The organism is Roseovarius sp. THAF8 (assembly GCF_009363735.1).
Classification (GTDB): domain Bacteria; phylum Pseudomonadota; class Alphaproteobacteria; order Rhodobacterales; family Rhodobacteraceae; genus Roseovarius.
This window is the reverse complement of sequence record NZ_CP045410.1, coordinates 1,727,468-1,746,307: the sequence shown is the minus strand read 5'-3', so window position 1 is coordinate 1,746,307 and position 18,840 is coordinate 1,727,468. Positions and strand designations below refer to the sequence as shown.

At 65.1% G+C, this 18,840-nt stretch carries 21 protein-coding genes; 13 read left to right on the top strand and 8 right to left on the bottom strand.

Features of this window, described 5'->3' with window-relative positions; translation table 11 throughout:
- Positions 1-204 precede the first annotated feature (204 nt).
- Both FIU85_RS08560 and FIU85_RS08555 read left to right on the top strand, forming a co-directional pair.
- A complete protein-coding gene (locus FIU85_RS08560) occupies positions 205-1,110 on the top strand; it encodes a diacylglycerol kinase family protein (RefSeq protein ID WP_172978833.1) in 906 nt (301 codons plus the stop codon).
- Positions 1,107-1,916, top strand: a complete 810-nt coding sequence (locus FIU85_RS08555) for a metallophosphoesterase (protein WP_152496577.1) — start codon at positions 1,107-1,109, stop codon at positions 1,914-1,916. Before FIU85_RS08560 ends, FIU85_RS08555 begins: the two co-directional genes overlap by 4 nt.
- Before the next feature lie 187 nt (positions 1,917-2,103).
- Here the strand turns inward: FIU85_RS08555 and FIU85_RS08550 are convergent, their stop codons facing one another.
- Positions 2,104-2,808, bottom strand: coding sequence for a type 1 glutamine amidotransferase domain-containing protein (locus tag FIU85_RS08550; RefSeq protein WP_152496576.1), 705 nt, complete (start codon positions 2,806-2,808; stop codon positions 2,104-2,106).
- A 228-nt stretch (positions 2,809-3,036) separates the two neighbouring features.
- Between FIU85_RS08550 and FIU85_RS08545 the strand changes: the two genes are divergently transcribed.
- The gene (locus tag FIU85_RS08545; protein WP_152496575.1) at positions 3,037-3,801 is read left to right on the top strand and encodes a class II aldolase and adducin N-terminal domain-containing protein; all 765 of its coding nucleotides are present in this window, start codon (positions 3,037-3,039) and stop codon (positions 3,799-3,801) included.
- Between the two features lie 63 nt (positions 3,802-3,864).
- On the opposite strand, the gene FIU85_RS08540 is transcribed toward FIU85_RS08545, so the two are convergent.
- Complete coding sequence (locus FIU85_RS08540; protein ID WP_152494371.1) at positions 3,865-4,419, bottom strand: YqgE/AlgH family protein; 555 nt, start codon at positions 4,417-4,419, stop codon at positions 3,865-3,867.
- Positions 4,420-4,579: 160 nt separating this feature from the next.
- Between FIU85_RS08540 and FIU85_RS08535 the strand changes: the two genes are divergently transcribed.
- Positions 4,580-5,377 carry a protein-disulfide reductase DsbD domain-containing protein gene (locus FIU85_RS08535; protein ID WP_254703030.1) on the top strand — a complete coding sequence of 266 codons (798 nt, stop codon included), beginning with the start codon at positions 4,580-4,582 and terminating at the stop codon, positions 5,375-5,377.
- Here the strand turns inward: FIU85_RS08535 and FIU85_RS08530 are convergent.
- From FIU85_RS08530 to FIU85_RS08505, 6 genes are all read right to left on the bottom strand, one after another.
- Positions 5,356-8,748 carry an efflux RND transporter permease subunit gene (locus FIU85_RS08530; RefSeq protein WP_152496574.1) on the bottom strand — a complete coding sequence of 1,131 codons (3,393 nt, stop codon included), beginning with the start codon at positions 8,746-8,748 and terminating at the stop codon, positions 5,356-5,358. The two genes, FIU85_RS08535 and FIU85_RS08530, sit on opposite strands and share 22 nt — an antisense overlap.
- A 3-nt stretch (positions 8,749-8,751) precedes the next feature.
- Positions 8,752-10,206 carry an efflux RND transporter periplasmic adaptor subunit gene (locus FIU85_RS08525; protein ID WP_152496573.1) on the bottom strand — a complete coding sequence of 485 codons (1,455 nt, stop codon included), beginning with the start codon at positions 10,204-10,206 and terminating at the stop codon, positions 8,752-8,754.
- Between the two features lie 96 nt (positions 10,207-10,302).
- On the bottom strand, positions 10,303-10,845 hold the full coding sequence (gene moaB / locus FIU85_RS08520) for a molybdenum cofactor biosynthesis protein B (protein ID WP_152491148.1): 543 nt from the start codon (positions 10,843-10,845) through the stop codon (positions 10,303-10,305).
- Positions 10,846-10,852: 7 nt separating this feature from the next.
- Positions 10,853-11,473, bottom strand: coding sequence for a LysE family translocator (locus tag FIU85_RS08515; protein ID WP_152496572.1), 621 nt, complete (start codon positions 11,471-11,473; stop codon positions 10,853-10,855).
- The gene (locus tag FIU85_RS08510) at positions 11,473-12,066 is read right to left on the bottom strand and encodes a metallophosphoesterase family protein (RefSeq protein WP_152496571.1); all 594 of its coding nucleotides are present in this window, start codon (positions 12,064-12,066) and stop codon (positions 11,473-11,475) included. The genes FIU85_RS08515 and FIU85_RS08510 overlap by 1 nt, the downstream gene beginning before the upstream one ends.
- The gene (locus FIU85_RS08505; protein WP_152496570.1) at positions 12,063-12,845 is read right to left on the bottom strand and encodes a uracil-DNA glycosylase family protein; all 783 of its coding nucleotides are present in this window, start codon (positions 12,843-12,845) and stop codon (positions 12,063-12,065) included. Before FIU85_RS08505 ends, FIU85_RS08510 begins: the two co-directional genes overlap by 4 nt.
- 177 nt (positions 12,846-13,022) lie before the next feature.
- Here FIU85_RS08505 and FIU85_RS08500 point away from each other — a divergent pair, with 177 nt between their 5' ends.
- The 9 genes from FIU85_RS08500 (at position 13,023) to FIU85_RS08460 (ending at position 18,838) form a co-directional block, all read left to right on the top strand.
- Positions 13,023-13,973, top strand: coding sequence for an aspartate carbamoyltransferase catalytic subunit (locus tag FIU85_RS08500; RefSeq protein WP_152496569.1), 951 nt, complete (start codon positions 13,023-13,025; stop codon positions 13,971-13,973).
- A complete protein-coding gene (locus tag FIU85_RS08495) occupies positions 13,970-14,527 on the top strand; it encodes a hypothetical protein (RefSeq protein WP_152491153.1) in 558 nt (185 codons plus the stop codon). The genes FIU85_RS08500 and FIU85_RS08495 overlap by 4 nt, the downstream gene beginning before the upstream one ends.
- A complete protein-coding gene (locus FIU85_RS08490; RefSeq protein ID WP_368372983.1) occupies positions 14,524-14,973 on the top strand; it encodes a hypothetical protein in 450 nt (149 codons plus the stop codon). Before FIU85_RS08495 ends, FIU85_RS08490 begins: the two co-directional genes overlap by 4 nt.
- Positions 14,970-15,500: an aspartate carbamoyltransferase catalytic subunit gene (locus tag FIU85_RS08485; RefSeq protein WP_152496568.1), complete on the top strand. Its 531-nt coding sequence runs from the start codon at positions 14,970-14,972 to the stop codon at positions 15,498-15,500. Before FIU85_RS08490 ends, FIU85_RS08485 begins: the two co-directional genes overlap by 4 nt.
- Positions 15,497-16,780 (top strand): dihydroorotase, encoded by a 1,284-nt coding sequence (gene pyrC, locus FIU85_RS08480; RefSeq protein WP_152496567.1) that lies wholly within the window; start codon positions 15,497-15,499, stop codon positions 16,778-16,780. Before FIU85_RS08485 ends, pyrC begins: the two co-directional genes overlap by 4 nt.
- The gene (plsY, locus tag FIU85_RS08475) at positions 16,773-17,378 is read left to right on the top strand and encodes a glycerol-3-phosphate 1-O-acyltransferase PlsY (RefSeq protein ID WP_152491156.1); all 606 of its coding nucleotides are present in this window, start codon (positions 16,773-16,775) and stop codon (positions 17,376-17,378) included. The genes pyrC and plsY overlap by 8 nt, the downstream gene beginning before the upstream one ends.
- Positions 17,379-17,502: 124 nt before the next feature.
- Positions 17,503-18,036 (top strand): GbsR/MarR family transcriptional regulator, encoded by a 534-nt coding sequence (locus FIU85_RS08470; protein ID WP_152496566.1) that lies wholly within the window; start codon positions 17,503-17,505, stop codon positions 18,034-18,036.
- 24 nt (positions 18,037-18,060) lie between these two features.
- Complete coding sequence (locus FIU85_RS08465; protein ID WP_152496565.1) at positions 18,061-18,486, top strand: hypothetical protein; 426 nt, start codon at positions 18,061-18,063, stop codon at positions 18,484-18,486.
- A gap of 13 nt (positions 18,487-18,499) precedes the next feature.
- Positions 18,500-18,838: a hypothetical protein gene (locus FIU85_RS08460; RefSeq protein WP_152491159.1), complete on the top strand. Its 339-nt coding sequence runs from the start codon at positions 18,500-18,502 to the stop codon at positions 18,836-18,838.
- Positions 18,839-18,840 lie beyond the last annotated feature (2 nt).

Below are 18,840 nucleotides of genomic sequence, written 5' to 3'. Positions count from 1 at the left end.
ACATCTCCAGTCAAGAGGTGGACCCGCGCCTTTCGCGATTGCATCGGCGCACCCCGGAATTCCCTGCGAGCAAACGTGGAGGCTCCCCCTTCGGTTAAAGGAACAGATGCCGCCCTTCCGCAGTTGGGTCTGGTGACGCCCCGGGCAGGAGGCCCGGGAAGACCGAAGACCCCAACACGCTTGAAAGCCCATATGTCTCACATCGTGATCCTGAACACCGACTCTGGAAAGGGCGACGCCAATCCGGATGCCGATACGATCGAGGAATTGTTCAAGGCGCGAGGGACGCCCGTCAAGATCGTGCCTGTGTCCAGCGGAGATGACCTTTCGGCGAAGGTGGCGCAGGTCATCGAAGAGTCCGGCGTCGAGTGCGTTGTGGCCGCGGGCGGCGACGGGACCATCTGTGCCGTGGCTGGCGCGCTCGCCGACAGCGGCATCGATCTTGGCGTGCTTCCGTTCGGAACGTTCAACTATTTCGCACGGCGGTTCGGCATTCCCGAGGACGCGGAAGACGCCGTGGACGCGATTTGCCGTGGACGGGGGGAGAAGATAGATCTGGGCTGCGTCAACGGACGTGTCTTCATAAACAATGCGAGCATCGGCCTGTACCCGACGATCCTGAAGGAGCGAGAGAGCGTCTATCAGCGTTGGGGACGTTCGAGGCTGGCCGCGTACTGGTCGGTCCTTGTTGCGATGGTCACCGTTTACCGGCCCCTGACGATGCGCATCGAGGTCGACGGAGAGTTGCAAAGCGCGAAGGCTCCGACGTTGTTCGTTGCGATGAGTGCGTATCAGCTGGATGAATTCGAAATCGAGGGCGCGGACGCGGTCCGGGCCGGTAAGTTCGCGATTTTGCTGGCACCGGATGTCGGACGGTTCATGCTCGTCTGGAAAGCCCTGCTTGTTGCGTTGCGCGATGTGCGCAAAGGCCGGGATTTCACTTTGCTCACGGGCGAGCACGCAACGGTCGAGATCAGGCGGTCGGCGCGGGATGTCGCTCTGGACGGAGAAAGACACCGTATGAAGGCGCCGTTCAAGTTCAGCATTCTGAAGGACGCCATCACCGTCCGGGTCCCCGAGACCGCGAGCAAGCCGGATGCGGCTGAATGACACGACTCGTTCAGATCAGTGACCTGCATTTCGGTCGGGAGGATCCCGACCTGCTGGAGCCGCTTCGGACGGCGATAGGAGCAGCGGCCCCGGATCTGGTGGTCATGGCGGGCGATTTCGTCCAGCGCGCCCGGGCCTCGCAGTTCCGGCCGGCGGCTGACTTCATGAACTCGCTCGGCCGACCATGGCTGGGTGTGCCGGGCAACCACGACATCCCGCTGTATAATCTGCTATTGAGGGCCTGGGACCCCTTTCGACGGTACAGGCGCTGGATTTGCCAAGAGCTTGCCCCCACGGTCGATCTTGGCGAAGTCAGGGTGGTGGGTCTGAACACGACGGACCCATGGGCGCATCAGCGGGGGCGTGTCGCGCGGGCCGATGTGGACAGAATTGGCGAGGCCATCTCCGCGCCTCGGGCCGGCCTGACCGTGATCGCGGCACACCATCCGTTTCACCATACCGAAGATATCGAGAAAGATCTGATGGTCGGCGCCTCGGACGCGCTGGAACACTGGGCGCGATGCGGGCCTCATATCATCATGTCGGGCCACCTGCACCAGTGGCTCGTGGAACCGTTCGTGCGCCGAAAGGGCGCGGACATGACCCTGCAATTGCACTGCGGTACCGGCCTGTCGACACGTCGGCGGGGCCATCCGAACGATTTCGCGGTGCTGGACTGCAATGCCGAAGATGTCACCATCACGAGAATGGTCGCCGAGGGCGGCGAGTTTCAACAGTCTGCCCGCACGCGGTACGTGGTCGGGGACCATGGCTGGCAACGAGAGGGCGCGCAAATCGAGCGGTGATTGCCGGACGTATGACTTCGGTTGGCATGCCGACGTGAAGGAGGATGGCACCGGCGCACATGACGAAGGCGCGCCTTTGGTTCGTTGGCGCGGCGGTACGGTTACTTTTGAAGATATGGAGAGGCAGGGTGGGTTTTCACCCACCCTACGAGTGGAGGCGCTTGCCTGAATTCGCGTTCCCTGACGGTCAGGCGGCCTGCCTTTTCCGATCCAGCGCGTCGAGCACCATCTGTGCGACCTTCTCGGCGGATTGCGGGTTCTGCCCGGTGATAAGGTTGCCGTCTCGGACGGCGAAAGGCTGGAAATCCGGAGCGCTGTGATGGTCGGCACCGAGAGCCTTGAGCCGCGACGCCAGAAGGAACGGCACGGCCTTGTCGAGACCCACGGCGCGTTCCTCGCTGTCGGTGAATGCGGCCACCTTGCGACCGGCGACAAACGGCGCGCCGTCGGGTCGCGTCGGTCCGGCGAGAGCGCCGGGACCGTGGCAGACAGCGGCGATGAGCTTGCCGTCGCGGTCGAACGTTTCGATCAGGCGGGCAAGGTCAGGGTTGTCGGGAAAGTCGAACATCGTTCCGTGCCCGCCGGGCAGGAAGACAGCGTCGAAATCTGACGGATCGAGGGAATCGAAGCGCGGTGTCCCGGCCACGGCAGACCGGGCTGCAGTGTCGTCCATGTAGCGCTGCACCGATGCTTCGCGGTCGTCTTCTTCGGCAAGGCTTCGGGCATCCACGGGAATTTCCCCGCCCGAAATGGACGCGAGCGTGACGTTCGCGCCCGCGTCGCGGAACGCGTAGTAGGGCGTTGTCAGCTCTTCCAGCCAGAGGCCGGTGGGCTCGCCATCACTCATGCGCCTGGCAGAGGTGGCGATGATGAGGATATTGGAGTGCGTCATGATCGTCTCCTTTTCAGAATCAGCTGGTGACGCACCCGATTGCGTCGGGGCGCCTTCAGTGCGTTCATGTTTCTGCAGTTTGAACGCGCGAACGAGGGGGAGATTTCCATCGGAGCACGAATTCTTGAAGGACCGGGAGAAACGGGTCCCGACATCCGTGGAAACGGGTTTGAAAATTCTGCTTCGTTGGCGCAGTCTGCAGCCCAGCCCCGGACAAGGAGATGTGCCATGCTGCAGACTGGACACCACGATACAGTGGCGAACATCGCCCATTGGAAAGAGCGGGTGGAACTGGCGGCGGCGTTTCGCTGGACCGCGCGACTGAACATGCACGAGGCCGTGGCGAACCATTTCAGCCTGTCGGTGAATGCGGACGGCACGCAGTTCCTGATGAATCCCAACCAGGTGCATTTCAGCCGGGTCAAGGCATCGGACCTGCTGTTGATCGACGCCAACGACCCAGAGACGCTGGAGCGCCCCGGTGCGCCGGACCCGACCGCATGGGGCCTGCATGGCGGGGTGCATCGGGCGTGCCCGCATCACCGTTGCCTGATGCATGTGCATTCGATCCACGCCACGGTGCTGGCCAGCCTGGCCGACAGCCGCCTTCCACCGATCGACCAGAACTGCGCCACGTTCTTCAACCGCTACGTCATCGACAACGGCTATGGAGGGCTTGCCTTCGAGGACGAGGGCGCACGCTGCGCGGCGATGCTGGGGGACCCGGCCAAGAAAGTGATGATCATGGGCAATCACGGCATCCTGGTAATGGGCGATACCGTCGCCGATTGCTTCAACCGCATGTACTACTTCGAGCGGGCCGCCGAGACCTATATCCGCGCGTTGCAGACGGGACAGCCGTTGCGGGTGCTGCCGGACGAGGTAGCCGAGAAGACCGCGCGCGAAATTGAAGCCTATCCGGAGCAGGGCGACCGGCACCTGGCGGAACTGATGCAAATCCTCGACGCGGAAGGATCGGATTACGCCGCGTGAAGCGGGGTGGGCCAAATCTTTTACGGAAAAGATTTGGCAAAAGCTTTGATAAAGCTTTTGCCGTCAGGCGCGGCCGGCTTCGGACGAGAGCGTAACGGAACTGACGCCCAATTTTTGCAGGGCGGATTCCCACTTGCTGCCGTCGGCGTGGGAGAAGACGATTTCCTTGTCGGCCTCGACCGTAAGCCAGGCGTTCTGGGACAATTCGCTTTCCAGCTGGCCGGGGCCCCAGCCGGCATAGCCCAAGGCCACGATGTTGCGTAGCGGGCCGCGGCCGAGCGCCAAGTCCTCCAATATGTCCATCGTCGCGGTCATGGCGAATTCGTCATTCACGTCGAGTGTGGAGATGGCCGAATGGTAGCCGTAATCATGCAGCACGAAACCCCGGCCGTGTTCAACCGGGCCTCCGAAATGCACGGGCAGGTTGGTCATGTCGCGCCCCTGCGCGATGTCGAGTTGGTCCAGAAGGTCGCTGAGGCGCAGATCATCGGCGCGCTTGTTGACGATGAGGCCCATGGCGCCCTCGGGCGAATGGGCGCAGATGAAGACCACCGACTGTGCGAAGCGGTCGTCGCCCATGGCGGGCATGGCGATCAGCAGTTTTCCGGTCAGGTCAATATCGCTCAAGGCGGTCCCCGGTGGTTGGTTGCAGAACCCATGATGGGGGTGTGGGGCGCTCTGTGCAACCATCCCACCTTGAGAGTGGCGGGATTTCTCGCTTCAATGTGAATTGGCAAAGCCGGTGAAACCCGCCATGAGAGGCGTCATGCGAAAGATCATGACCCTATTGAAAGCTGCTCTTCTGGCCATGTGCGCCGGATCCGTTTCGGCCCAGGATACCGCGGACATGGTGCGGGTCGAGGTGCTGCCGGGATGGCGGGCGGCGGATGGCAGCCACTACGCGGGCCTGCGGCTGGACCTTGCGCCGGGATGGAAAACCTATTGGCGCAGTCCGGGCGAGGCCGGGGTACCGCCGCTTTTCAACTGGCAGGGGTCGCGCAACCTGTCAGGCGTCGACGTGATCTGGCCCGCGCCCAAGCCGGTGCCGCAATTCGGGTTCATGACGATCGGCTATGACCATGACGTGGTGGTGCCGCTGCGCATTCGCCCCAAGGCGGGCGGGCGCGATGTGCGGCTGGAAGGCCAGCTGGAGATCGGGGTGTGCAAGGATATCTGCGTGCCGGTCAGCGTGAACGTGGCGCAGGTCTTGCCCCATGCCGCGAAAAAGCCGGACCCGGCCATCGTGGCGGCGCTGACCGAGCGGCCCTATGGCGCCGACGAGGCCGGCGTTCGAAGCGTGGCCTGCCGGCTGTCGCCCGTCGAGGAGGGCGTCGAGTTGATCGCGAGGATCCGGATGCCGAAACTGGGCGTGTCGGAATACGCGGTGGTCGAGGCGGGTGATCCGAGGCTTTGGGTCTCTGCGTCCGAAACGACCCGCCAGGGGGAAACATTGGTAACGCGTGCAGTTCTGAGCCATGTCGACGGGCGGTCGTTTGCAGTCGACCGCCGGAGCCTGCGGTTTACGGTGCTGAGCCGGGGCAGCGCGGTGGATATTCAGGGCTGCTCGGCGGGCTGACGGCGCAGGGCGTGGCGGATCGCGACCACCGCATAGAGCAGCAGAACGATCAACAGGCTTCCAACGGCGAAGAGCAGCAGCGCCGTAGGCATCGGCGCGGCGAGGGCCAGTCCGGAGAGCGGCCCTGGCAGGCTGCCGGTGACCGCCGCTGCGCCTAGCGTGCCGGCGAAGAGTGCCGCGATGGCCAGTCCGCCCGCCAGCATGACACCGCGTAATTCCCCGGGTTTGGAGCGCAGGGCGCGGCGCAGGGAGGCGGTGTGGCGCGCGACATCGGACTGGATGGCGATGATCGCGGGCACCAGGAGCAGGACGAGGACCATGCCGAAGGCGAGGCCGTAGACCAGCGTGATGACCGTGGGCTTGATGAACTGCGCTTGGGTCGATTGCTCGAAGAGAAGCGGGGCGAGGCCCAACACCGTGGTGAGCGTGGTCAGCATGACGGGGCGCAGGCGGTCGACGGCGCCTTCGATGATCGCGGGCACGATGCCGCGCTCCTTGGCGTAGTCGTCGATGGTGGTCACCAGCACGATCGAGTCGTTGATGATGATGCCGGTCATGCCCAGAAGCCCCACCACGGTGAACATCGACAGGGGCACCTCCCAGAAGGCATGACCGTAGATCGTGCCGACAAGGCCGAAGGGGATGATCGACATCACAACGATGGGCCGGGTCCAGCTGGCGAAGACCCAGGCGAGGACGAGGTAGATGCCGGTCAGCGTCAGGATCAGGCCAAGGCGGGCGTCGTTCAGAAATTCGTTTTCCTGTTCGGCGAGGCCGCCCAGTTGCCACTCGACCTGGTGAACGCTGGCGATGCGGGGGAGGATCTCGGTTTCCAGCGCGGTGCTGATTTCGGCGGCGCGGGGGGGGTCGTCCTCGGAGATATCGCCGGTGACGTTGATGTGACGGATGCCGTTTTCGCGCCGGATGGTGGAGAAGCCCACGCGCTCGGTCACGCTGACGATATCGGCCAGCGGCAGGTAGGCGCCGGTGGGCGCGCGGACCTGCATCCGTTCGAGGAAATCAGCGGTCAGTTCGGATTCGGGCACCTCGACGCGGATCTCGGCGCTGCGGGCGCTGTCGGGATAGGTCGCGGCCTCGATCCCGTTCAGGCGATGGCGCAGGACCGTGCCCAGGTCGTCGATAGTAAAGCCGAGCGCCTGGCCCTGTGGCGTAAGTTCGAGGATCAGCTCCTGCTTGTCATAGGCCAGGTTGTCCTCGACCGCCGATACCTCGGGGTAGTCGAGCAGCGCGGATTTGAGCGCCTCGGAGGCGTCTTTGAGTGTCTCGGCGCTGGCGCCGTAGAATTCCACATCGAGCGCGTCGCCGCCGGGGCCTGAGCGCCAGCCGCGAAAGCTGAGCTCTTCGGTCAGGGGGTGACGGGGGACGGCATCCTGCAGCTCGGCCACGAAGGCGAAGGAGGAATAGGGGCGCAGGTCGGGGTCGATGAGTTCGATGGAGATGCCGCCCAGTTGGTCGGGTTCCTTGGTGTCGGCCCCGGCGAGGCCGCCGCCGGAATTGCCGCCGATCTGGGCGATGGCGAACTTGATGGGGTTGGCGCCGTAGCGTTCTTCGTAATCGGCGCCGAGGTCTTCGACAGCGGTCTGGATCTGGTGCATCATTGCAATCGTGTCGTCGCGCGTGGCGCCGGGGGCCATGGAGAAGTTGCCGGTCACGCTGCCGCGCTCGGGGGCGTTGAAAAAGCGCCATTGCACGTCGCCCCTGATGAAGAGCGCGGCCTGCGCGGCCAGGAGCACGACAATGCCGGCAAGCACGGGGTAACGGGCGCGGATGACCAGCGCCATGAAGGGCCGGAAGGCGCGTTCGCGCAGCCAGACGAAGCCACGGTTCACGGTCCGGGAGGGCCAGTCGTACCAGCGTTCCTTGCCCGCATGGGTCAGCGCATGGGACATGTGGTGTGGTAAAATCAGAAAGCATTCCACCAGCGAGGCCGTCAGCACGACAATCACGGTGAAGGGGATGTCGATGATGAGGTCCCCGAAGCGCCCGCCGATGGCCACCAGCCCGAAGAAGGCAATGAGCGTGGTGAGGGTGGCGGAGAAAACGGGCAGCGCCATGCGCTGGGCGGCGCGTTCGGCGGCTTGAACGGGGTTTTCGCGATATTTGCGCACACGGGCGTCGGCATGTTCGCCCACCACGATGGCGTCATCCACCACGATGCCGAGCGTGATGATAAGCGCAAAGAGCGAGATCATGTTGATGGTCAACCCCGCCGCGTACATCAGCGCGATGGCCGCCAGCATGGCCACGGGAATGCCTGCCGCCACCCAGAAGGCGGTGCGAGCGTTGAGGAACAGGAACAGCAGCGAGACCACCAGTGCCAGCCCGGTCAGCCCGTTGTCCATGAGCATGTCGAGGCGGCCCGAGATGGCGTCGGAGCGGGTATTGATGAGCGTGAGTTCCGTGCCTTCGGGCAAGGTCGCTTCCATTTGGGCGGCGATTTCCTCGACCTGAGCCTGGATGGCGAGGGCGTCGCCGTTGGCGGAGCGGTCGACCCGGATCTGAAGGGCTGGGTTGTCGCCGACGAAGTACTGGCGTTCGCGGTCGATGCCTTCGACGCGCACGTCGGCCACGTCGCCGATGGTAAGCTTGGAGCCGTCGGGATTGGAACGCAGGATCAGCGCCTCGATTTGGTCGGTGGCGCGTTTCTCGGTGCCGATGCGGACGCGGGTGGCGCCGCCGGTGACGTCGCCCGCCGGGTCGGTGTCGGCCTCGGCGGCGATCACGGCGGCGATCTCGGCCATGGTGATGTCGTAGGCGATGAGGTTGGTGGTAGGCACCTCGACGATAGTGTGCGGGGCGGCGACCCCCTGTAGCGTGGTACGGGTGACGCCGGCATCGTAAAGGCGCGTGACCAACTCGTCTGCGAACTGGCCAAGCTGGGGCGTGGCGACGGGGCCGGTGAGGACGATATCGGTGACGCGGTCGCGCCATGCGCCTCGGGTGACGCGGGGTTCCTCGGCCTCTTCGGGCAGGTCGGTGATGCTGTCGACGGCGGCCGAGACATCGTCCGCGGCACGGCCCATGTCCCAGCCCGGCTCGAATTCGAGCTGGATGCTGGCGGTGTTCTCGCGCGAGGTGGCTTGCGAGGTTTCCACGCCCTCGACGGCCAGCAGCGCGGGTTCCAGCACCTGCACGATGCCGGCGTCGATATCCTCGGCGCTGGCGCCGTCCCAGAGGACCGAAACGCTGACCTCGTCGATAATGACGTCCGGGAAGAATTGGGCCTGCATCCGGGGGGCGGCAGCAAGGCCAAGGACCACGAGCACCACGAGCAGCAGGTTCGCCGCCGTGGGGTGGCGAGTGAAATAGGACAGGATGCCGCCGGCGCGGTCTGGCAGGTCACGGACCATGGGTTAACTGCCCATGCGGCGTTCGAGCCGTTCGACAGTCTGCGCCGGAACCTGTGGTTGCTCCAGCTGGCCCAAGAGCCGGGTCTTCATGGCGGCGGGAATGTCGGGGCTGTCCTCGACGAAGCGGCGCAGGCGGGCGCGGCGGTCTTCGGAAAGTTCGAGCATCTGGGCAGTGTCGTCGGCCTGGGGCGCGTTGCCCAGGGGGCGGACCTTGAGGCCGGGGCCGAGAAGCGGGCTGCGCTCGGTCACGATTTCAAGCCCGTCGAGGCCGTCGCCGGAGACGAGGATGTCGTTGCCCTGGCGGCGGACCAGCGTGACGGGGACGGCGCGCAAGCGGTCCTCGGCCGTCAGCGCCAGCACGGTGCCGTCCGAGCCAAGCGCCGTGGCGGGCAGGCGGACGAGGTTGTCGAGCGGTGGTTCCTCGATCAGGACCGTGACGAAGTCGCGGGGTTTGAGACCCTGGGGGTCGTCGATGCGGGCATAGACGAGACGCCCGGTCTGGCCTTCCTCGACGCCGGCGCTGTCGCGGGTGATTCGACCGGTAGTTTCCATTTCCAAACCGAATACATCGAGACGGATGCGCACGGGGGCAAGGATCAACTCGCCGTTTTCATCCAGCAGGCGGCGGTGCTGGGCGGTGGAGACGCGGAAAGCCACATCAAGCGCGGTGGTGTCGATGAGATCGGCCAGTTTTTCGTTGGCGGAGACCAGGCGCCCTTCGACCACGCTGACGCCTTGCAGCGTGCCGGTGAAGGGGGCGGTGATCGTGGTCTCGTCTAGGGCCTTTTGCGCCTCGGCCAGCGCGATGCGGCTGCGCGAGAGGCGGGTCTGGGCCTGGTCGACGCGGGCCTCGGCGGTGGCTTCGGCCTGGCGGCGGGTCAGAACGGCCTGTTCTGCGCTGGCGGCGTCGAGTTCTGCGAGTTCGACGGCGGCGGCGGTGCCGACGCCGCGTTCCTCGAGGTCAAGCTGGCGGTCGAGGGCGCGCTTGCGCAGCTCGGCCTGCGATTGCGCCGCGGCAAGCTCGTCACGGGCGAGGTTAAGGCCCCGCTCGGCCTCGCGCACCTCGGCCTCGGCATCCGTCAGGTCGGCGCGGGCCAGATCTAGGGCGAATTGCGCGTCCGACGGGTCGATCCGGGCCAGCACCTGACCGTCGCGGACGCGGCCGCCATCCTCGAAAAGCGCGGTCAGTTCAGTGACGCGCCCGGGGGTGTCGGAGCGGATTTCCAACGTGCGGCGGCTTTCGACCTCGCCATAGGCGGTCAGGACGGGTGTTTGCGTACCCGGCGCTGCGGTGACCATGTTGACGGCGAAGACGCGCTCGCGCCGCTCGGGCGCTTCGGTTTCGGCGTTCATGCGTTCCTGCACGGCGGAGAACACGATCTGACCGGCATAGGCGAACAGGCCCACTGTCAGGGACAGCAGGAACAGTCCGGTCAGGCTGTGGCGCAGGAACCGCATTCAGATCAACCTTTTAAGCCACTTGGCGCGGAGTAGTCATACCATATAGATAGACGCTCGCGGCAAGGTTTCATGGGGCTGATACGCGGCCAAAGATCACTTCCGTCGCAAATGTTCGTCCAGGCGCGGCATTATTTCGACAAAATTGCAGGGGCTGTGGCGGTAGTCGAATTGGTAGGACAGGATTTCGTCCCATGCGTCCTTGCAGGCACCGGGGCTGCCGGGCAGGGCGAAAAGGTAGGTGCCGTTCGCCACGCCCCCCGTGGCGCGGGACTGCACGGCGGAGGTGCCGATCTTTTTCATCGACACGATGGTGAAGACCGTGCCGAACGCGTCGATTTCCTTTTCATAGACGTCCCTGTGCGCCTCGACCGTGACGTCGCGGCCCGTCAGGCCGGTGCCGCCGGTGGAGAGGACCACGTCGATCTCGGGGTTGGCGATCCATTCGCGCAGCTGCTCGGTGATCTGGTCGCGCTCGTCGCGCACGACCATGCGGTCAGCAAGGATGTGGCCAGCGGCCTCGATCCGTTCGACCAGCACGGCGCCGGAGCGATCCTGGCTGAGGTCGCGGCTGTCGGAGACGGTCAGGACGGCGATGCGGACCGGGATGAACTCCCTGGTGTCGTCGATGCGGCTCATGGTCGGGTCAGCTCCTTTCGATCAGGGCAAGGCGCAGGGCGAGGCCGGCGAAGATGGTGGCGCAGACATAGCCGATGCCTCGGGCAAAGCCAGGCGAGCGGGCCATGCGGCGGCCAAGGCCGCCGGCGAAGATGCCGACGGCGGCGTTAACGATGAAGCCGCCCGCCGCGATGACCGCGCCGAGGAGCAGGAACTGGGCCAGCACGCTGCCGCGGGCGGGGTCGATGAATTGCGGCAGGAAGGCGAGCACGAAAAAGATCACCTTGGGGTTCGTCAGGTTCACGACCATCCCGTCGCGAAAGGCGCGGGCAGGTTTGACGGGCGGCGTGTCGCCGGCTTGGGGCGGGTGGCGCAGGGCCTGCCACGCCAGCCAGAGCAGGTAGGCGATGCCGGCCCAGCGGATCACGTCGAAGAGCCAGGGCAGGGTGGCGACGGCGGCCCCGAGGCCAAGGCCCGCAAGGGTGACGTGCACCAGGCCGCCCAGCACTATCCCTGCACTTGCGGCGACGGCGGGGCGCGGGCCGCCGCGCAGGCCCTGGCCGAGGCAGAACATCATGTCCGCGCCGGGTGTGAGGTTCAGCGCCACGGCGGCGGGAACGAAGGCCAGCAGGGTGAGCGTGTCGATCATCAGAGATCGAACCAGTTGGGCCGGGGGCCGAGATTGACCACCTGCGTGGCGCCGATGCGCCCGGTCACGCCCCAGCTGTCGTGGATATGGCCGCAGAGGGCCAGTTTGGGCTGAATGCGCTCGATCGCGTCGCGGATGGCGGTGGAGCCCACGGACATGTCGAGCGAGGTGAGGTCGGCCACGCCCTTGGGCGGGGAATGCAGGACGAGGATATCGGCGGTCTTGCATGGCGCGAGCAGCGCCGCGGCTTCTTCGTTGGACAGATCGCAGGACCAGTCGCCGAAGGGCGTGACGGGCACGCCGTAGCCGAGGCCGAAGAGGGAAAGGCCGCCCTGGGTGGTTCCGGTGCCGTGCAGCACGGTCATGTTGGGCAGGGCCGCCGAGGTCAGTTCGTCGAAGCGTTCGGCATTGCCGGGTACCGCGACGATGGGAGCGACAATGCCGGACAGCATCTCCATCGCCTCGTCGAGCCCGGCGCGGTGGTTGCAAAAGTCGCCCGCGCCGATCACCAGGTCGGCCTCGGCGCTGGCGGCCACGATTTCGGTGGCGCGGGCGCGTGCGAGGTGCAGATCGGAAAAGGCGAGGATCTTCATGTCTGTCCTTCGAGGCGGGCCTGAAGGTCGAGCAGGTCGGCCCAGGCGGCGCGTTTCTCATGGGGTTTGCGCAAGAGGTAGGCGGGATGAAACATCGGCAGGGCTGGCTTGCCGAAGGCTTGGGTCCACTGGCCGCGCAGACGGGTGATGCCGCGTTTGCCAAGTGCCGCCTGGCAGCTGATATTGCCCATGAGCACGATCACTTCGGGGTCGACCAGTTGCACGTGGCGTTCGACGAAAGGCAGCATCATCGCGATTTCCTGCGGGTTGGGATCGCGGTTCTGCGGCGGGCGCCAGGGCAGAATGTTGGTGATGTAGGCCCCGGTGGCGGCATCGTCGTTCTGTCGCGACAGGCCGATGGCGGCCAGCATCTTGTCCAGGAGTTGCCCGGCCCGGCCGACGAAGGGTTTGCCCTGCTGGTCCTCGTCGCGGCCCGGGGCCTCGCCGATGATCATCAGGCGGGCGGAAGGGTGGCCGTCTGAGAAGACGAGGTTGCGCGCGCCGCGCTTCAGATCGCAATGCTCGAACGCGGCGAGGGCGGATTTTAGCGCATCGAGAGAGCCTGCCTCGGCCGCGGCGAACCCGGCCTCGGCGGCGGTGTCGAGCTCGGGTGCCTTGGCGGGAATATGGGCCGCCGTGTCGGGATGATTGATCGGTGTCATCCGCTCGGGCGCCTCGTAGCGGTTTACGGGCGCGTCGCCGATCGCCTCGGTCGCGCCGAGGTCGATCTGCCAGTCGAGCAGGGCAAGGGCGGTGTGCGAATCCAAGGGGGCGGTCATGGGGCGAAAGATAGCGGCTGTGGCGGGAAGGGGGAAGGTGGGTTGCTTGTCGGGCCGGATGGCCTGCCTCGCGGCGGGGGTGCGGCGAAAGGCAGGTGGGGTGGAACCCCACCCTACGCTTGCCCCACGCGCCGGGCTTTCCTATAAGCGCGCAGGTATTGGCGACGGAGCGGTGGCATGGCTTTTCAACACGCGCATCTTCTGGGGATCGAACCCCTGGCGCCGTCGGATATCTCTTCCCTGCTTGACTTGTCGGACCAGTACGTGGACCTCAATCGCCGCGACCAGAAGCATGCCGATGCGCTGGCGGGTCTGACGCAGATCAACATGTTCTTTGAAAACTCGACCCGGACGCAGGCCAGTTTCGAGCTGGCGGGCAAGCGGCTGGGGGCGGATGTGATGAACATGGCGATGCAGGCGTCCTCGATCAAGAAGGGCGAGACGCTGATCGATACGGCGATGACGCTGAACGCGATGCATCCCGATCTGCTGGTGGTGCGGCATCCGCAATCGGGGGCGGTGGACCTGTTGGCGCAGAAAGTGAATTGCGCCGTTCTGAATGCGGGTGACGGGCGGCACGAGCACCCCACCCAGGCGCTCTTGGATGCGCTGACAATCCGGCGGGCGAAAGGCCGGCTGCATCGGTTGAGCATCGCTATCTGCGGGGATATCGCGCACAGCCGTGTGGCGCGGTCGAATATCATCCTTCTGGGCAAGATGGAGAACCGAGTGCGGCTGGTGGGGCCGCCCACGCTGATGCCGGCGGGGATTGCCGATTTCGGCGTCGAGGTGTTCGAGGACATGCGCGAAGGGCTGAAGGATGTGGACGTGGTGATGATGCTGCGCCTGCAACGGGAGCGGATGGATGGCGGCTTCATCCCCAGCGAGCGGGAGTATTACCATCGCTACGGTTTGGATGCCGAGAAGCTGGGCCATGCCAAGGGCGATGCAATCGTGATGCATCCCGGCCCGATGAACCGTGGCGTGGAGATCGACGGCGAGATCGCCGATGATATCAATCGGAGCGTGATCCAGGAACAGGTCGAGATGGGCGTGGCCGTGCGGATGGCCGCGATGGACCTGCTGGCGCGAAACCTGCGGGCAAGGCCCAAGGAGGTGATGGCATGAGCGACCGGATCGAAATACGCGAAAGCGAGAGCGGCGTGGTGCGCGTTTTCGACGTGGACCTGACTCGCGCGGAGGCCGAAGCGTTCAACCGGCGCAATGGCAGCTGGCCCCTGAAGGACGCGCTGGGAGCAGAGAGCCTGGATCCGCATTACGTCGACATGATGCAAATCGAGGATCTGGAAGGGTATGGCCTGAGCCAGTACCTGGAACAGGGGATGGGCGTGTCCTCGCACGATCTGGAAGATGCGCATGTGCTGATGGACGGCCTGAAAGGCACGGTGCTGGTCATCGGGTCGGGGGCGTTCGACGGTCGGGCGCAGATCCTGACCCCGCGCGCGCCGCTGCGGCTGGTGGCGACGTTCAACGAGGAAAAGGCGCCCGTTCAGTTCGACCCGCTTCCGAGCGCGGGCGCGCAGGTGGCGCCCGCGACGGAGGAGCCTGACGCGCCGGAGCCGAAGAAGAAGTCGGACGCAGCCATGTCGGGCCGGGTGGCGATGATCGCGCTGATGGTCCTGTTCGTGCTGACGGCCGTCGTGGTGTGGGTAGCCTCTTGAGCGACGCCGTGTCCGTCATGGTGCCGCAGGCGGAACTGGAGCCCGGAGAGCGGGTTGTCGATAGCTTTCACGCCGCCCGAACAACCTATTGGCGCGATCATGCATGGATGGCAGCGGGCGCCATGGCACTGGGCATGGTGGTTCTGTGGGCCATCGGCAACCCGCATGTCTGGACAGGTGCCGTGGGCGGGTTGGCCGCGATTGCGGTGCGGGCCGGATACCTGGCCTCGGACGAGGTGAAAGCCCGCTGGGACTTGACCGACCGGCGTTTGCTGGGGCCGCTCGGAAAGCAGGCCTGGCTGCGGGAGATCGCGCAGCTTCGCGTTCTCGGATCGGCGGTGCAGATCGTGACGACCGAGGGCGACAAGCACCTGATCAAGTACCTGGCGGACCGGGACGCCGTGAAAACCCGGATCGATGCGGCGGTTGCGGGAGCAATGGCATGACGGCGGACGTCGATGAATGGGACGGTATTCTGAACCCCGGTGAGAAGGTCCTGTGGCAGGGGCGGCCCGATCCGGGTGTCACCATCGCACCGGCCAGTATTGTCACGTTGATTTTCGGTCTGTTCTTCGCGGGGTTCGCGCTGTTGTGGATGATCCTTGCCGCGACTGCCGGCGGGGCGTTCTGGATGTTCGGGCTGATCCATTTCTCGGTCGGCCTGGGCATTGCGTTCGGCGGTATCTTCTGGGAGCCGTGGAAGCGGCGACATACCTGGTACACGCTGACCGATAGCAGGGCCTTCATCGCGCGGGACCTGCCGTTTCTGGGTCGGAGCTTGAAGAGCTATCCGATCACGGGCCAGACCCGGCTGGAACTGCGGGATGGCACACCGGGATCGGTCATGTTCGATCACGAGATGCGCCGTCACAAGAATGGTCACTACCGCGTCGATATCGGCTTCGAGCGGATCGCGGAGGCCGGGGAGGTGATGCGACTGATGCGACAGGTGCAGGAAAGGGAGAGTGCATGACGACGGTGGTGTTCGAGAACGCCCGGCTGGTCGACCCGGAGGCGGGAGAGGTCACCGAAGGCTGGCTGCTTGTCGACAAGGGCCGGGTCGAGGCTCGCGGCAGCGGTGACGCGCCCGCAGCCGGCCAAAGAGTGGACTGCAGGGCCAAGTACCTGGCGCCGGGCATAGTGGACCTGGGCGTCAAGGTGTGCGAGCCCGGCGAACGCCACAAGGAAAGCTATCGCAGCGCCGGGGCCGCCGCAGCGGCGGGGGGCGTGACGACGATGATCACCCGGCCCGACACGGCTCCTGCGATCGACAGCCCCGAGACGCTGGAATTCGTCGCTCGTCGCGCCAACGAGGCGGCGCCCGTGAACGTGTTGCCGATGGCGGCTCTGACCAAGGGTCGCGAAGGACGCGAGATGACCGAGATCGGGTTCCTGATGGATGCCGGGGCCGTGGCCTTTACCGATTGCGATCACGTGGTGGCCGACAACAAGGTGCTTAGCCGGGCGCTGACCTATGCCAGCAGCCTGGGGGCGCTGGTCGTGGGGCATGTGCAGGATCCGGTGCTGAGCGCGGGCGCGGCGGCGACATCCGGCAAGTTCGCGTCGTTGCGCGGTCTGCCGGGCGTGGGCACGATGGCCGAACGCATGGGGTTGGAGCGGGACATGGCGCTGGTCGAGGCGACGGGCGCGCGGTATCACATCGACCAGGTGACCAGCGCCGTAAGCCTGCCGGTGCTGGAGCGGGCCCGTGCGGCGGGGCTGGACGTGACGGCAGGGACGTCGATCCACCACCTGACGCTGAATGAACTGGACGTCGCCGACTATCGCACCTTCTTCAAGGTCAAGCCGCCGCTGCGGTCCGAGGACGACCGCCGTGCGATGGTCGAGGCGGTCCGCGACGGCACCGTCGACATCATCAGTTCCATGCACACCCCGCAGGACGAGGAATCCAAGCGCCTGCCCTTCGAGGAAGCCGCCAGCGGAGCCGTGGCTCTGGAAACCCTGCTGACGGCGGCGCTGAGGCTTTACCATGCTGGAGACCTGGACCTGCCGACACTGTTCCGGGCGCTGGCGCTGAATCCTGCGAAGCGCCTGGGTCTCGACGCCGGGCGGCTGGCCGAGGGGGCGCCCGCCGACCTCGTTCTCTTCGATCCGGACCTGCCCTATGTGCTGGACCGCTGGACGCTGCGATCGAAATCGAAAAATACGCCGTTTGACGGGCAGCGCTTGCAAGGTAAGGTTCTTGCAACCTATGTTGCCGGACACGCGGTTTTCGAGAACGTAAATGCCTGATATCCAATCCAGTCTAGCGGTTCTCGCCCTGTGGGCGGCGGTGGGCTACCTGCTGGGGTCCATCCCGTTTGGAATGATCGTGGCCCGTGTCTTGGGGCTTGGCAATCTGCGCAACATCGGCTCGGGCAATATCGGCGCCACGAATGTCTTGCGTACGGGGAACAAGCTGGGCGCGTTGATCACCTTGTTGCTGGACGGGGGCAAGGGGGCCGCGGCTGTCCTGCTGGCGAGGGCCCTGGCGGGCGAAGACGCGGCGCAACTGGCCGGGCTGGCGGCGTTCACCGGGCATTGTTATCCGATCTGGCTGTCGTTCCGGGGCGGCAAGGGGGTGGCGACGTTCCTTGGCATCTTCCTGGGGCTGGCCTGGCCCGTGGGGATCGCATGTTGCTTGACCTGGCTGGTCGCGGCAGTGGGGATGCGCATTTCGAGCATGGCCGCGATCTACATGGCGGCGTTGTCGACGGTCTGGATGGTTTTCCTGGGATACCGCGATTTGTTCGTGCTTGGAATTGTATTGACCCTTTTCATCTTTTTGCGCCACGCGGCGAACATTCGCCGCCTGCGAGACGGCACGGAGCCGAAGATCGGCCAGAAGTGACGCCAGGGGCACCCGCAGGCTTGTCACGAGATCTCGTACCTCAGGACATGTGCCGCGAGAAAGGATTTGACTTTGCATTCACTTCTGTTATTTCTGTCATTACAGAAATGACAGGATTCATAAGATGCAGCTTTCGCCCGCCACACAGAACTTCATTCTGCATTGGGGTGAAATGGGCGCCAAGTGGGGCGTCAATCGCTCGGTCGCGCAGATTCATGCGTTGCTGCACGTGATGCCGGACCCGATGACCGCCGAAGACATCAGCGAAACATTGAACCTTGCACGGTCGAACGTTTCGAACGGGCTGAAAGAGTTGCAGGCCTGGAAACTGGTAAAGGTCAGCCGCAAGCTGGGGGATCGGCGCGACCATTTTACATCCGTGCGTGACATGTTCGACTTGGTGAACGTGGTGATCGAGGGGCGGCGGGAGCGTGAGTACGCGCCGACGCTTGCCGCTTTGAAGGCGGTGGCGGAGGAGGCCGAAACCGACGGCACGCCCAAGAAAGTGCGCGGACGCATCCGCGAGACGCTGGAGACTATGCAGCTGTTCGACGACTGGTACCGAGACGTGGCGCGCCTGCCGCGGGCCGTGCAGCTGAGCGCGGTGAAACTGGGGGCGCGGGTTGCGAAGTTCCTGCCGAAAGGCAAATCCGGGTAAAAAATTTGAGAGGAGATTTCACTTATGACAGAAATAACTGCAAATACAAAAATATGTGAAACCTACGTGATCGATCCGGTGGCGTTCTTTTTCGCGCTGTTGGCCGCACCGCTGGCCGTCGCCGCCGGAGGTTTCTGGGCCTTGGGCATCCCGATCTTCGCGGTTGTGTTCGGCGGGCCCATTTACCTGGCGATCGGGGTGCCGGTGCTGCTGTGGTATCTCGGGCACAGGCCGCCCGAACCGTGGCGCATCGCCGGGCTGGCCCTTGCCAGCTACGGCGTGCCGGCGGCTGCCTTCATGCTGTACCAATTGGTGACCGCCGGCGAGCGCGCGGTTCAGGGGTTCTCTCTTTTCGTTGGATTCGGCCTGATCTTTGCCCCGCTCTGGGGCGGCGTGTTCGGCATGTTCTACCGCAATTTTCGGCGCGATATCTATGCACGCCCCATCTGAAGGAGACGAGACAATGTTGACTTACTTGCTGAGCTTTATCGGACTGTCGCTGTTGGCGTTGGTCGCCCTGACACGGATGATCGTGCTGATCGGTTCGATGCAGCGGGAGTGCCCCGAGACCGGGCCAGCGGCGCGCTTGGTCGCCGTGACCGTGGCGACGGGATTTTGCGCCATCGGCGCGGGGGGCGTGTTTCTCATCGCGGCGGCATTCCCGCTGCTGGCGCAGGCCCCGATGATGGCGTTCTTCGTCGGATTGGGGCTGGCGGTGCTGTGCCTGGGCTTGGGGTTCTCGCACGCGGTAAATACGCTGCGGCTGATGCTTTACAGGTCGAACGTGCTTGCCGATAGCTGAGA

What these genes read in the sequence shown, in the direction of transcription:
- plsY (WP_152491156.1), top strand. Translation starts at nt 16,773, where the DNA reads ATGCCTGATATCCAATCCAGTCTAGCGGTTCTCGCCCTGTGGGCGGCG.
- FIU85_RS08500 (WP_152496569.1), top strand. Translation starts at nt 13,023, where the DNA reads ATGGCTTTTCAACACGCGCATCTTCTGGGGATCGAACCCCTGGCGCCG.
- FIU85_RS08495 (WP_152491153.1), top strand. Translation starts at nt 13,970, where the DNA reads ATGAGCGACCGGATCGAAATACGCGAAAGCGAGAGCGGCGTGGTGCGC.
- FIU85_RS08515 (WP_152496572.1), bottom strand. Translation starts at nt 11,473, where the DNA reads ATGATCGACACGCTCACCCTGCTGGCCTTCGTTCCCGCCGCCGTGGCG.
- FIU85_RS08470 (WP_152496566.1), top strand. Translation starts at nt 17,503, where the DNA reads ATGCAGCTTTCGCCCGCCACACAGAACTTCATTCTGCATTGGGGTGAA.
- FIU85_RS08460 (WP_152491159.1), top strand. Translation starts at nt 18,500, where the DNA reads ATGTTGACTTACTTGCTGAGCTTTATCGGACTGTCGCTGTTGGCGTTG.
- FIU85_RS08545 (WP_152496575.1), top strand. Translation starts at nt 3,037, where the DNA reads ATGCTGCAGACTGGACACCACGATACAGTGGCGAACATCGCCCATTGG.
- FIU85_RS08510 (WP_152496571.1), bottom strand. Translation starts at nt 12,066, where the DNA reads ATGAAGATCCTCGCCTTTTCCGATCTGCACCTCGCACGCGCCCGCGCC.
- FIU85_RS08550 (WP_152496576.1), bottom strand. Translation starts at nt 2,808, where the DNA reads ATGACGCACTCCAATATCCTCATCATCGCCACCTCTGCCAGGCGCATG.
- FIU85_RS08530 (WP_152496574.1), bottom strand. Translation starts at nt 8,748, where the DNA reads ATGGTCCGTGACCTGCCAGACCGCGCCGGCGGCATCCTGTCCTATTTC.
- FIU85_RS08535 (WP_254703030.1), top strand. Translation starts at nt 4,580, where the DNA reads ATGACCCTATTGAAAGCTGCTCTTCTGGCCATGTGCGCCGGATCCGTT.
- moaB (WP_152491148.1), bottom strand. Translation starts at nt 10,845, where the DNA reads ATGAGCCGCATCGACGACACCAGGGAGTTCATCCCGGTCCGCATCGCC.
- FIU85_RS08485 (WP_152496568.1), top strand. Translation starts at nt 14,970, where the DNA reads ATGACGGCGGACGTCGATGAATGGGACGGTATTCTGAACCCCGGTGAG.
- FIU85_RS08465 (WP_152496565.1), top strand. Translation starts at nt 18,061, where the DNA reads ATGACAGAAATAACTGCAAATACAAAAATATGTGAAACCTACGTGATC.
- pyrC (WP_152496567.1), top strand. Translation starts at nt 15,497, where the DNA reads ATGACGACGGTGGTGTTCGAGAACGCCCGGCTGGTCGACCCGGAGGCG.
- FIU85_RS08505 (WP_152496570.1), bottom strand. Translation starts at nt 12,845, where the DNA reads ATGACCGCCCCCTTGGATTCGCACACCGCCCTTGCCCTGCTCGACTGG.
- FIU85_RS08525 (WP_152496573.1), bottom strand. Translation starts at nt 10,206, where the DNA reads ATGCGGTTCCTGCGCCACAGCCTGACCGGACTGTTCCTGCTGTCCCTG.
- FIU85_RS08555 (WP_152496577.1), top strand. Translation starts at nt 1,107, where the DNA reads ATGACACGACTCGTTCAGATCAGTGACCTGCATTTCGGTCGGGAGGAT.